The following is an 11,863-nucleotide window of genomic DNA, read 5'->3' as shown; positions in this document are numbered from 1 at the left end:
GTGCCCTGGTCGAGAGGGACGGACTCTGACCAGGGCGAAGGTCGAGGCCGTGAGCGCCCTGCGCGAAGAGGGGTACGGGCTGGGGTGCCTGCTGGAGTGCGCCGGCCTGGCCCGGTCCAGCTACTATTACGCGCTGTCGCACCCGGCCAGGCCGACGCGCCCGGAGCTGCGGGACGCGGTGGCGGAGATCTTCTCGCGCACGGCCAACGGGTGCGGCCACCGCCAGGTCGCCATGTGCCTGCGCGCCGAGCTGGGCGCGCGCATAGCCAACAAGACCGTGCTCAAGATGATGCGGGAGATGGGGGTCCGCTGCGGCATCCGCCGCGAGACCGACTACCATAGGTACAACTCGTACAGGGGGGTCGTGGGCGAGACGTTCGAGAACGTCATCGGGCGCGACTTCGCCGCCGACGGGCCGTGGCAGAAGATGGGCACCGACGTTACCGAGTTCAAGCAGCCCTGGGGCAAGGCCTACTTCGCGCCGGTGTACGACTTCGGCAGCAAGGAGATAGTCGCGTGGTCGACGTCGACCAGCCCGGACATGGCGCAGCAGGCCGAGCTGCTCGACCAGCTGCTGGCGAAGATGCCCGAGGGCGCGACGCCGGTGCTCCACAGCGACATGGGCTGGCAGTACCAGCACGCCGCATGGTGCGGGAGGCTGAAGGACGCCGGGATCGTCCAGAGCATGTCCAGAAAGGGAAACTGCATCGACAACGGCGCCACCGAGCAGGTCTTCGGCCACATGAAGGACGAGTTCTTCCGGGGAAGGACATGGCCCGACTTCGAGTCCTTCAAGGCGGACCTGGACGCGTACGTCGCCCATTGGAACACGAGGCGAAGGCAGGTTAAACTGAAAGGGCTGACCCCGGAGGAGTTCCGGAACCAGCCCCTTGCGGCGTAGTTCTTATTTAAGCCGTCCAAGTTTTGGGGTGCAGTTCAGTGCGCAGCGGGGGTTCTTTCATGTCCGAGGACGCGCCGGAAAGGAAGGTCGCCCTCGGACCGAACATACAAGACAGCTTACGCGACGGTGTAAACCCAGTTGTGCTTATCCTCAACAGCACCAGACTGAATACCAGTCAGGGTCTCGCGAAGTTTCTTCATAACAGGGCCGATCTCGGTGCAGCCAGCCGGGAAGGTCACGGTCTCGTCGGCACCATAAACCTTGTTGTCAATCTCGCCGACCGGGGAGATAACAGCAGCGGTGCCGCACAGACCGCACTCGACAAAGGTGCCGGCCTTGACCTCGGCCCACTCGACGGGACGCTGATCAACGGTCATGCCCAGGTCCTGAGCGACCTGAACGAGCGAGCGACGGGTGATGGAGGGCAGGATCGAGTCGGTGTGCGACTGCGGAACGACGAGGGTGCCGTCCTCTTTCACGAACAGGACGTTGGCGCCACCGGTCTCCTCGACATAGGTGCGAGACTCGGAGTCAAGATACAGGTTCTCGGCATAGCCCTCGCGATGGGCCTCCATCGTGGGCTTAAGGGACATGGCGTAGTTCAGGCCGGCCTTGATGTTGCCGGTGCCATGCGGGGCTGCACGGTCATACTCGGAAACGCGCAGCTTAACGGGCTTAAGGCCGCCCTTAAAGTACGGACCGACCGGAGTCACGAGAATGCGGAACGTGTACTCAGGAGCAGGAGCCACGCCAATCACGTCACCAGAGCCAATCATAAACGGACGCACGTACAGGGTCGCACCGGAGCCGAAAGGCGGAACCCAGGCGGCGTTGGCAGAAACGACCTGCTTGACGGCCTCAACGAACTTGTCCTTGGGGAACGGGGGCATCTCGAGGCGCTGGGCAGAGTTATACATGCGCTCAGCGTTCATGTCGGGACGGAAGCAGACGATGCTGCCATCCTCGGCGGTGTAGGCCTTCAGGCCCTCAAAGACCTCCTGGCAGTAATGGAAGATGCCGCCGCACTCGGAGACATGCATGGTGTGGTCGGTGGTCAGGCCGCCCTCGTCCCACTCGCCATCCTTCCAATGAGCCTCGTAGCTGTAATCGGTCTTCATGTAGCCAAAGCCGAGGCTACCCCAATCGATATCCTTCTTCTCGACAGTCATATGTCGCTCCTTACATACACAGTTGCATACTCGCGAACCCGCACGCAAGGACCGAGGCCGACCGTGTCGCAACGTCGCACGCCCGGAGCGTAGAGCCGGACGGGACACGCGGGCAACATCGAAGCCGATGGCACGTCGATTCGCATGGACGAGATTGTACTCCCCGCGCGCGTCGGATAAAACGTTTTTCTTTAACTAAGTAAAGTATTTTCATTTGACCGAAGCAAAAGAGGCCCGCCACCGCAAGCGGTGACGGGCCTCTTTGACACTATTATTCGCGCCGGCTCGAGTTAGGCGTTCTGTTTTCCCAGCTTAGCCTTAACCAGGCCGACTACAGTCGGGATGATCGACACGGCTACGATGCCAATGATCAGCAACTCAAAGTGCTCCTGCACAAAGGGAATGCCACCAAAGAAGTAGCCCAGCAGTGTAAAGACCGTCGACCAGGTAATGCCGCCCAGCACGTTGTAGATGACAAAGTTGCGCCAGTGCATGCCGCCCATGCCGGCAATGAAGGGCACAAAGGTGCGGATAAACGGGAAGAAGCGGCCGAGGAAGATGGCCAGGTGACCCCACTTGTCCAAGAAGTCCTCGGACTTTTTGATACGCTCGGGCGTCATGGCCTTGACCTTGCCCGAAGCGATGATCTTTTTGCCAAAGAAGTGACCGATCATAAAGTTGCACTGGTCTCCCAGGATGGCAGCGGCCCATGCTACGGCCAGCAGGGCCACGATGTTAAAGCCACCGTTATGGGCAAAGAAGCCCGAAGCAAACAGCAGTGAATCGCCGGGAAGGAACGGGAAGAACACCACGCCTGTCTCAACGAAGATAATGAGGAACACGCAGCCGTAGGCCATAAGCGGGCCGGCGGCGATCCAGCTGGCAATCGCGGTGCGCGGGTCTTTGAGTAGCTCGGCGATAAAATTGATGAAACCCATGAAGTAAAACCTCTCAGTTGTGGGCGCGGATACGTCCAAGTTGACCAGTATACGGTTGCGGTGCCCCCTCGTGCGCAACCCCACAAAAGCATGACTCCATTACCAGTAAGTTTGCATAACTGACACCTGTCATGCAAAGCCGCCAAGATTATTCTTCCTAATCCCTAGCGAATCGCTATACTTTATTGAATCGCATTGCCATGGCGCTAAGGGAGGGCGGCCGGTGAGCTTTATCAATACCATTCGCGAGGACATCAAGACCGTCCAGGCACAGGACCCCGCCGCGCAAAACGGTCTGGTCATCTTCCTTTCCTATCCTGGCCTGCACGCCAAGTGGAACCACGTGCCCGAGCACTGGCTGTGGGAGCACGGTCATCGCTCGCTCGCCCGTGTGCTCTCGCAAATCACCCGCCACATCACCGGGGTCGAGATTCATCCCGCTGCACAGATCGGAAAGCATTTCTTTATCGACCACGCCATGGGCGTCGTCATCGGCGAAACCACCATCGTGGGCGACAACTGCGTGCTCTACCAGGGCGTCACGCTTGGCGGCACCGGCAACGAAACCGGCAAGCGCCACCCCACCCTGGGCAACAACGTCACCGTGGGCACGGGCGCCAAGGTGCTCGGCAACATTCGCATCGGCAACAACGTCAAAATCGGCGGCAACTCGGTTGTCGTCAAGGACGTGCCCGACAACTGCACCGTCGTGGGCGTACCGGGACGCATCATCAAGCGCAACGGCTGCCGCGTGTTCGAGGAGAGCTTCGACGCCAAGCAGCACCGCGAGTACATGCCTGACGATGCCGCCGAGCAGTCCGCCCTCAACCGTCAGGGCATCACCGAGAACGCCCGCCGCGTCAAAGAACTCGAGCAAGAGGTAGCCGAGCTCAAAGCCCTCGTTGCCAAACTTGTGGACGAACGCTAGACGCGGACGGCCAATGACAACATTCATGCCAGCGCAAAGGCGCGCCAGGGAATCTATCCCCGGCGCGCCTTATTTCTGATGCGACAAGGGGGCCGTCCCCATGTCGCATTATGCGAACTGGCTCAGATAGAGGTCGGCGTAGGCGCCCTCGGCAGCCAGCAACTCCTTATGCGTGCCCTGCTCGATAATGTTGCCGTGATCCATGACCAAGATTAGGTCGGCGTCCACGATCGTCGACAGGCGATGCGCGATCACAAAGCTGGTGCGCCCGCGCATAAGCGCGTCCATGGCGCGACCGATGGCGAGCTCGGTACGCGTGTCCACGCTCGACGTCGCCTCGTCCAGGATGAGAATCGCCGGGTTGTTGAGCAGCACGCGTGCGATGGTCAGCAGTTGACGCTGCCCTTGGCTAATGCTCTCGGCATCGTTTGCCACCCGCGTGTCATAACCCTGCGGCATGGTGCGCACAAAGAAGTCGACCTGCGCGGCGCGCGCAGCCGCCACGATCTCGTCGCGCGTCGCCTCGGGACAGCCGTAGGCGATGTTTTCGGCAATCGTGCCGTCAAACAGCCAGGCGTCCTGCAGCACCATGCCAAACTGCTGGCGCAGCTCGCCGCGGTCCATACAGCTCGTGTCCACGCCGTCGAGCGTAATGCGCCCGCCGTCAATCTCGTAGAAGCGCATGAGTAGGTTGATGAGTGTCGTCTTGCCTGCGCCCGTGGTTCCCACCACGGCGATCTTCTGGCCCGGCTCGGCGGTAAACGACACGTCGCGCATAAGCGGCTTGTCGGGCGAATAACCAAAACGCACGTGCTCAAAGGAGACACGGCCCTCAATGCGACCCGGCAGCCTGGCAGCATCACCCGGCAGCGGATCGGCTTCCATCTCGGGCTCATCGAGCAGGTCGAACACGCGCTCCGCACTCGCCAGCGCGCTCTGCAGCGAGTTGAAAGTGAACGACAGCTGCGTCATGGGTTCGGACGCCCCGTAGATAAACTGGAAGAACGCCTGGAACACGCCGACGGTCATGTGGCCGGCGACCAGCATGCTGCAGCCCACCAGCGCGATCACGATCTGCGCCAAACGGCCGATAAAGCGAACCGCAGGGCCTACGGCATTGATCATAAAGTCGGCCTTGGTACTCACGCGCGCTAGCTCCCTCGAGGCCTCGTGCACCTCGGCAGAGCTCTGATGCTCGCGGTTGAATGCGCGAATCACCAAACGGCCTGAATAGCCTTCCTCGACCGCGCTCGTGATTTTGGACACCCACTCCTGACGCTCGCCCGTCACATCATGCGTTCGGCGCGAAACCACCTTGGTCACCAGCAACGATACCGCCGTAAAGCCCAAAAAGACCAACGTGAGCTTGACGCTATAGACAAACATCATGATGATGGCACCCGTCACGGTACCGATCGATACCAGCAGCTGCAGCAATCCGCGCTGCATACTCTCGGACATCTTGTCCAAGTCGTTGGTCGCACGGCTGACCACTTCACCGGGGCGATGCGCGTCAAAGTAGGCGAGCGGCAGGCGGCTGAGCTTCTGCGCGATGCGGTTGCGCAGACGCAAGTTGAGTCGCTCGGCGACGCTCGACATCAAAAAACTCTGCAGCGCATAGAACGATCCGGCGGCCGTCCAGATCAAAAAGTAGACAAAGATGGTCTTACCGCACTGGTCCCAGGTGATGCTGAAGGTCGTTCCGCTGGCAAACGCCACCTGTATATGGCCCCACAGCTCGTCGATAACATGGGCGCTATATGCCGGCGCGGCGGTGTTAAAGATGACGTAGAACACAATGCTCGCGAATACAATATAGAAGCGCCAATGGTCGCCGGCGGCCTCGCTCCACAAGCGGCGCACCGTCGCCCAGGTATCCCGGGGCGTCTCGTCCTCTTCTTCGTCGTCCACGTCGCGCATACGCTCTGCCTCGGCACGGGCGCGCTCGTCCTCGGCGCGCTCGTTTTCCTCGTACAGCGCCTGGCGACGAGCCTCGCGCTCGGCCGCGGCCCTGGCGGCGGCATCCAGCTCGGTCGACGCGGCAGACTGCTCGACCGCTTCCTCGGCCGCGTCCACAACGACGGCATCGATAGCGTCGCTGCGCTTCTTGAGCTCCTCGGTCATGCTACTCACCTCCCTTCATCTGCGATTCCGCGATGGCGCGGTACACCTCGCAGGTTTCCATAAGTTCCTCGTGCGCGCCCAGGCCCACGACCTCGCCATCCTTGAGCACGACAATCTGGTCGGCATGCAAAATCGTCGAGATGCGCTGCGCGATGATGAGCACCGCGGCGTCGCGCGTCTCGTCCTGCAGCGCATGGCGCAAGGCCGCATCGGTCTTAAAGTCCAGGGCCGAAAAGCTGTCATCGAAGATATACAGATCGGCATGCTTCATGAGCGCACGGGCGATTGCCAGACGCTGGCGCTGGCCGCCCGAAAAGTTCGTACCGCCCTGGGCAACCGGAGTATCGAGCCCCTGCGGCTGATCGAGCACAAAGGTGCTCTGGGCAACCTGCAGCGCATGAAGCATGTCCGCCTCGGTCGCGTCCTCGTTGCCAAAGCGCAGATTGCTTGCCACGGTGCCCGAGAACAGCCACGCCTTCTGCGGCACATAGGCGATGCGCCCGCGAATCTCATCTTGCGAAAGCTCGCGCAGATCGATGCCGTCCAGGCGAATGGCGCCCTTGGTGGCATCGTGGAAGCGCAGCAGAAGCTTTGCCACCGTCGACTTGCCCGAGCCCGTCGAGCCCACAATCGCGGTCGTCTGACCGCGACGACAGGCAAAGCTCAGGTCGCACAGGGTATCCTCGTCGGCGTCGTCAAAGCGAAACGACATGTGGTCGAACACGGCAACAGCATCCGCATCGTCCTCGGAGGCAGGCGTCCCGTCACCCAGCGTACGCTCGCCGTCCACGATGCTCGGCTCAATCTCCAACACCTGCTGCGCACGGTTCAGGCACGCGGCAGCACGCGGAAGCGTCAGCACCACCATCTGGGCCATCATCACAAAGAACAGGATCAGAATTGCATACTCCAGCACCGCCGAGATACTCGCAATCTGCATGGCGTGGGCGCCCACCCGGTTACCGCCCACCCACAGCACCGCCACCTCGGCGATGTTCATCAAAAAGAAGCTGGAGCTGTCAAGGCCCACAAACAGGTGGTTGACCTTTATGGCGTTGGCGGCGTAGTCGCTAAACACCTCGTCCAGGCGCTGTTCCTCACGACGCTCCTTGTTAAACGCACGGATGACGCGCACGCCCACGATGTTCTCGCGCAGCACCACGTTCATGCGGTCGATAAAACCCTGCAATCGCATAAAAATCGGTGCCGCATTGGCAACCGTAAAGACCGCCGCAACCAGCACGATCGCAACCACGACGCCCAGAAGCATGCCCATAGCCGGATCGATAAACCAGGCGAAGATGATGCCCGCCACAGCCAAGAACGGCACGGGCAGCACCAGCTGAATCGTCTGAAGGACAGCCTGTTGAATCACGTTGATGTCGTTGAGTGAGCGCGTGATCATCGATCCGGTGCCAAAGCGCTCAAAATCGCTGGCAGACAGCTCGAGTGATTTGTCGTAGACGGCATTGCGGATGTCGCAGGCCACGTTAGCCGCCAGACGCGCCGAAAGATAGCAGCCCAGCACCGTGCCGCCGCTCGCCATGCTCGTCGCGATAAACATGTATAGGCCGTTGCATAAGATGTAGTCGACATCGCCCGTGGTAATACCGGTGTTGACCATGTTCGCCAGCATCGTGGGAACCAACAGCGTACCGACGTTATCCACCAGCAGCGCCAGCAGCGTCACTGCGACAAGCCCTCGATAGGGCTTCAAAAACCTCATTAACAGTCGCACGACTCACCCTCACCTTGATTCTCGGCAGCGATATGCTGCTTAAAGACATCGCACTCATCGCCGAGCGCATGGGAAAATTTTTCGATGAGGCGCATGATTTCGCGCTGTTCCCAGGGCTCGAGCACTTCGAAAGCCTGTTGCTCGGCTTCTTGCGCCGGCAGCGCATATTGCTCGGCAAACCGCATGCCCGCTTCGGTCAAACGCACAACCTTGTTCTTACGGCTGCCTTCGGCAAACTCCAACGTTGCGAAGCCCCGCGCCGTCAAGGTTTTAATTGCCGAGTTGATGGTCTGCTTGCTGTAGAACCATTCGCTTGTCAGACGGCTTACGGCAATACTGCCGCCTGCCGTGCTGGTATCGACGAGCATCCAGTAAGCGCAGTCCGAAAGGCCGCAGGCGCGCGAGAACTCCGAATAGATATGGTCAAGTCCATTGAGCAACCGGTCGAAGTCGACCGGCGTAACCGCACTATTCATCTATCCCACCATTCGATTGTCCGATTTTTGACCAATTTCGTGTCTCTAGATTAGTCCGAGCTTTGACTATCGTCAACAGGTTCTCCGCAAATGCCTGCACTTTTATGACCTATCGGCAGAAAAAGACCGCCGGCGCGGGGGCGGCGCCAGCGGTCACGTGAAAATCGGGTTTCATTGCCTGTTAAGCGGCGACAGCCTCGTAGACCGTAGCGCCCGAGAAGCTATCGTGCAGGCTTTTGCCGCAGATCCAAGGCAGCTCGACGACCTCGCAGAGCGTGTTGACCAGCTCGGAGCAGTCAGTAAAGTGGCCCTTATCGTTGAGGGCCTCGCAATCCTGAACACGCCAATAGCCATCGGTGTGCGTGATGTAGTACTCGTGATCGTCAATCGTCACAAAAGCGCGTGTCTTGGAACGCAGCAGCTTCAGAAATCCTTCGAAATCGGTCTCGACGACATCTCCAGCCTGGAACATGATAGTTACCTCCTGGCCCGGCGCCACCACGGCGCGTTGATAAACGTTGGTACTCCTTTAGTAAAACCTTTATCAGAGGTTATGCGTTCGTCATTTAGGCAAGTGGTAAAAACCGCAGGGCAGACGGGATAAAACGTTTAACCATCCCATTGGCTTGTCACATTTTAAAGGTACTTTTATGCAAACCCACTTTCCCAATTGGAATCTATCCTTTTGCCGGGCACTTGACCGTCTATCGTTTGAGCCCGACGGGTAGGAACGGGGCATCTGCAACGCCACCGCAAGGAGACACCATGGAGACTATCGAAGCACTCATTCACCGCCGCAGCTGCCGCAAATACAGCGATCGTCCCGTCGAGGCCAAAAAGCTTGCACGTATTATCGAAGCCGGCCAATATGCACCGAGCGGCATGGGCCGCCAGCCGGTGACGTTTGTCGCCGTCACCGACCCCGCGACCGTCGAGCGTCTCTCACAGCTCAACGCCCAGGTCATGGGCAGCAACAGCGACCCCTTCTATGGCGCCAAGACCGTTGTGGTGGTGCTGGTTGACCGCAGCGTGCCCACACATCTGGAAGACGGCTCGCTCGCCATGGGCAACTTGCTCAACGCCGCCTATGCACTGGGTGTCGATTCGTGCTGGATTCACCGCGCGCATGAGGTCTTTGACTCGCCCGAGGGCCTGGAGCTGCTGGCCAGCTGGGGCCTGCCCGCCGACGGCAGCCTGCGTGGTGTCGGTAACTGCATTCTGGGCTATGCCGAGGACACGCTACCCGAGGCAAAGCCCCGCCGCGACAACGTGGTGTACGTTAGGTAATTTGTTCCGCCGTTCTACCGAACGGCGGACCTGCTGACGCTGCGCGGGCCGCATTCACGCCAATTTGACGTTCATTTTCGAGGGTGTGTTTCGTCAAGAGGATTTGAGCAAAAAGAGCATCGGAAATTGAGCAGCCTGAGCATCGGAAGTGCGCACGCTTTTTGAGCGGCTAGCCCTCCTGCATGAGGGCATGGCGGACGCGGTAGGACTCGCCGCGGAACTGGACGAGCCTCCCGTGGTGGACGATGCGGTCGATCACGGCGGCGGCCATCTGGTCGTCCCCGAACACCGACCCCCACCTGCTGAACTCCAGGTTCGTGGTGATCACCACCGACTGCCTCTCGTATGCGTCGGCGAAGACCTGGAAGAGCAGCCTCGCCCCGTCCGCGTCGAGCGGGAGAAACCCGAGCTCGTCGATGACGAGCAGGCGGGCCTTGCCGATGAGCGCGGCCTCCCGGTCGAGCCTCCCGTCGTCGCGGGCGCGCCTCAGGCGCATCACGAGCGAGGACGCCGTGAAGAAGCGCGCCTCGAGCCTCCTCTCGCACGCCAGCGCGCAGAGGGCCGACGCCATGTGCGTCTTGCCGGTGCCGACGTCGCCCATGAGCACGAGGTCCTCCCTGCGCTCGACGAAGTCGAGCGCGAGCAGCGACTCGCGCCCCATGCCCTCCGGCCACGACACGGCCGACCAGTCGTAGCCGTCGAAGGTCTTGGGCGCCGGCAGCGCGCAGCGCCTGAGCAGCGTCGCGCGCTTCGAGGCCTCGCGGCTGGACCTCTCCGCCTCGAGGTAGCCCGCCAGGTACTCCACCTGTTTCGGGGTGCCGAGCCTCGACCACTCCTCCGGGACGGCGGTGGTGAGCGAGCATGACCGCCCGGCCTCGACGACCCTGCGGGCCAGCTCCTCGCTAGCGGCCATCGGCGACCGCCCCCTTCAGGAACCCGTCGTAGACCGACAGGTCGGCCCCGCCGGCCTCGCCGCCGCCTCCCGCGATGCGCCTCGCCAGCACGTCGACCGTGGCGTCGTCGGGGACGCGGCCGCCCTCGACGACCCTGAGCGCCGCCTCGCATGCCGCCTCGAAGCCCGAGGACTCGCTCGCCCGGCCGATCGACCTGAGCGTGCGCCTCCTGCCGGCGGAGTCCATCCGGTCGATCCCCTCGACGAGCCCCGGCGGCATGTCGCGCCTGATCGTCGACTCCCCGAAGGCCCTCGGCCTGGCGATGATGGCGGGCACGAGCGAGAGGGGGTTCCGGACCGCGGGGCCCTCCCCGAAGGCCCTGGGGAGGACGGCGACCCGGCGGCCGCGGTCGGCGAGGATCTCCACCGTCGTCGCGCGCATGCCGACGAGCAGGCTCCGCCCGTGCCAGGCGGGCCCGGCGACGTACTCGCGCCCGTCGGCCTCGACGTAGCCGCGCTTGTCGGCGCGGGCGGTGACCCACCTCACCGCGTCGAACTCCACGCCGGGAAGGGCGCGCATGGCGGCGAGGTCCTCCCGGTAGGCCTCCCCGTGCGGCCTGCCGTCGCGGCAGCGCGCCGCCGCGTTGATCCTCGCGCATCCCTCGGCGAGGAACGCGTTGAGCTCGGGGAGCGTGCCGAACGCCGGCACGGGGACGAGGAGGTTGCGCCGGAGGAACCCCACGGCGTTCTCGACGGAGCCCTTCTCGTTTCCCGAATAGGGGTTGCAGTACCGGCTCTCGAAGCGGTAGTGGGCCCTGAACTGCGAGAACAGCCTCGATTCCGTGACCTCGCCGCGTACCATCCTGCCCGCCTCGGTGGCGTTGTCGAGCACCATCGCAGCCGGGGCGCGGCCCCAGCGGCGGAAGATCTCGAGCAGCCCGGCGCACAGACACTCCGACCTCTGCGACATGAGGGCGACGCACTGCCGGTCGTTCGAGTGCGGGAGCGTCGCGACCAGCAGCTTGAGGTCGAGGGTCCTCCCGCCGACCGCGGCGCGGAAGTTCCCGAAATCGACCTGGCAGGTGCCGGGCGCCCACTCGAGCTCGAGGTACCCCTCTCCGCCCGCCGCCTCCCGGGCGAGCCTGAGCTCGCGGACGAACCTCTGCACGGTGGAGTACGAGCCGCCGTAGCCGCGCTCGGCGACGAGCCTGTCGTAGATCCGCCTGGCGGTGTGGCGCTGCTTCCTCGGGGCCCCAAGGTCGGCCTCGAGAACGCCCGCGACCCATTCCTCGTTGCCCTCTGTTAGCGCTAATCTAAAATTGACCACTTTCGCAAACGCATCTCGCCGAATGCGCTAACGCGCTTTCGCCGACCCCGCTAACGTACTTTCACCAACTGCGCTAACGGAAC

Annotated in this window: 11 protein-coding genes; 3 read left to right on the top strand and 8 right to left on the bottom strand. The window is 62.1% G+C overall.

The annotated features are described in order from the left end of the window. A partial coding sequence (locus ACTNBY_RS09165) for an IS3 family transposase (RefSeq protein WP_441064247.1) occupies positions 1–901 on the top strand: 901 nt, incomplete at its 5' end. A 116-nt stretch (positions 902–1,017) separates the two neighbouring features. On the opposite strand, the gene ACTNBY_RS09160 is transcribed toward ACTNBY_RS09165, so the two are convergent. Further along, on the bottom strand, positions 1,018–2,070 hold the full coding sequence (locus ACTNBY_RS09160) for a branched-chain amino acid aminotransferase (protein WP_427728837.1): 1,053 nt from the start codon (positions 2,068–2,070) through the stop codon (positions 1,018–1,020). 290 nt (positions 2,071–2,360) lie between these two features. Continuing rightward, entirely contained in the window at positions 2,361–3,008 is a 648-nt protein-coding gene (locus tag ACTNBY_RS09155; protein WP_154517831.1) for a VTT domain-containing protein, read from the bottom strand. Between the two features lie 223 nt (positions 3,009–3,231). Between ACTNBY_RS09155 and cysE the strand changes: the two genes are divergently transcribed. Beyond that, a complete protein-coding gene (gene cysE, locus ACTNBY_RS09150) occupies positions 3,232–3,936 on the top strand; it encodes a serine O-acetyltransferase (protein WP_441016642.1) in 705 nt (234 codons plus the stop codon). Between the two features lie 108 nt (positions 3,937–4,044). On the opposite strand, the gene ACTNBY_RS09145 is transcribed toward cysE, so the two are convergent. From ACTNBY_RS09145 to ACTNBY_RS09130, 4 genes are all read right to left on the bottom strand, one after another. Next, complete coding sequence (locus ACTNBY_RS09145; protein WP_441064245.1) at positions 4,045–6,060, bottom strand: ABC transporter ATP-binding protein; 2,016 nt, start codon at positions 6,058–6,060, stop codon at positions 4,045–4,047. Position 6,061: 1 nt separating this feature from the next. After that, entirely contained in the window at positions 6,062–7,786 is a 1,725-nt protein-coding gene (locus tag ACTNBY_RS09140) for an ABC transporter ATP-binding protein (protein ID WP_441064248.1), read from the bottom strand. Next, positions 7,786–8,274 carry a MarR family winged helix-turn-helix transcriptional regulator gene (locus tag ACTNBY_RS09135; protein ID WP_441054518.1) on the bottom strand — a complete coding sequence of 163 codons (489 nt, stop codon included), beginning with the start codon at positions 8,272–8,274 and terminating at the stop codon, positions 7,786–7,788. The genes ACTNBY_RS09140 and ACTNBY_RS09135 overlap by 1 nt, the downstream gene beginning before the upstream one ends. Positions 8,275–8,455: 181 nt before the next feature. Further along, positions 8,456–8,746 carry a CDP-alcohol phosphatidyltransferase gene (locus tag ACTNBY_RS09130; protein WP_154517819.1) on the bottom strand — a complete coding sequence of 97 codons (291 nt, stop codon included), beginning with the start codon at positions 8,744–8,746 and terminating at the stop codon, positions 8,456–8,458. Between the two features lie 293 nt (positions 8,747–9,039). Between ACTNBY_RS09130 and ACTNBY_RS09125 the strand changes: the two genes are divergently transcribed. Then, positions 9,040–9,561 (top strand): nitroreductase family protein, encoded by a 522-nt coding sequence (locus ACTNBY_RS09125; RefSeq protein WP_427794362.1) that lies wholly within the window; start codon positions 9,040–9,042, stop codon positions 9,559–9,561. A 169-nt stretch (positions 9,562–9,730) separates the two neighbouring features. Here ACTNBY_RS09125 and istB read toward each other — a convergent pair whose 3' ends face one another. Further along, positions 9,731–10,474: an IS21-like element helper ATPase IstB gene (gene istB / locus ACTNBY_RS09120; protein ID WP_441064244.1), complete on the bottom strand. Its 744-nt coding sequence runs from the start codon at positions 10,472–10,474 to the stop codon at positions 9,731–9,733. Next, the gene (istA, locus tag ACTNBY_RS09115; RefSeq protein ID WP_441064242.1) at positions 10,464–11,780 is read right to left on the bottom strand and encodes an IS21 family transposase; all 1,317 of its coding nucleotides are present in this window, start codon (positions 11,778–11,780) and stop codon (positions 10,464–10,466) included. Before istA ends, istB begins: the two co-directional genes overlap by 11 nt. Positions 11,781–11,863 lie beyond the last annotated feature (83 nt).

Origin of the sequence: Collinsella sp. HCP28S3_E12 (genome assembly GCF_052065595.1) — a bacterium.
Lineage (GTDB): Bacteria > Actinomycetota > Coriobacteriia > Coriobacteriales > Coriobacteriaceae > Collinsella.
This window is presented reverse-complemented; position numbering and strand designations above follow the sequence as displayed.

What these genes read in the sequence shown, in the direction of transcription:
- ACTNBY_RS09160 (WP_427728837.1), bottom strand. Translation starts at nt 2,070, where the DNA reads ATGACTGTCGAGAAGAAGGATATCGATTGGGGTAGCCTCGGCTTTGGC.
- ACTNBY_RS09155 (WP_154517831.1), bottom strand. Translation starts at nt 3,008, where the DNA reads ATGGGTTTCATCAATTTTATCGCCGAGCTACTCAAAGACCCGCGCACC.
- ACTNBY_RS09145 (WP_441064245.1), bottom strand. Translation starts at nt 6,060, where the DNA reads ATGACCGAGGAGCTCAAGAAGCGCAGCGACGCTATCGATGCCGTCGTT.
- ACTNBY_RS09140 (WP_441064248.1), bottom strand. Translation starts at nt 7,786, where the DNA reads ATGAGGTTTTTGAAGCCCTATCGAGGGCTTGTCGCAGTGACGCTGCTG.
- ACTNBY_RS09135 (WP_441054518.1), bottom strand. Translation starts at nt 8,274, where the DNA reads ATGAATAGTGCGGTTACGCCGGTCGACTTCGACCGGTTGCTCAATGGA.
- ACTNBY_RS09130 (WP_154517819.1), bottom strand. Translation starts at nt 8,746, where the DNA reads ATGTTCCAGGCTGGAGATGTCGTCGAGACCGATTTCGAAGGATTTCTG.
- ACTNBY_RS09125 (WP_427794362.1), top strand. Translation starts at nt 9,040, where the DNA reads ATGGAGACTATCGAAGCACTCATTCACCGCCGCAGCTGCCGCAAATAC.
- istB (WP_441064244.1), bottom strand. Translation starts at nt 10,474, where the DNA reads ATGGCCGCTAGCGAGGAGCTGGCCCGCAGGGTCGTCGAGGCCGGGCGG.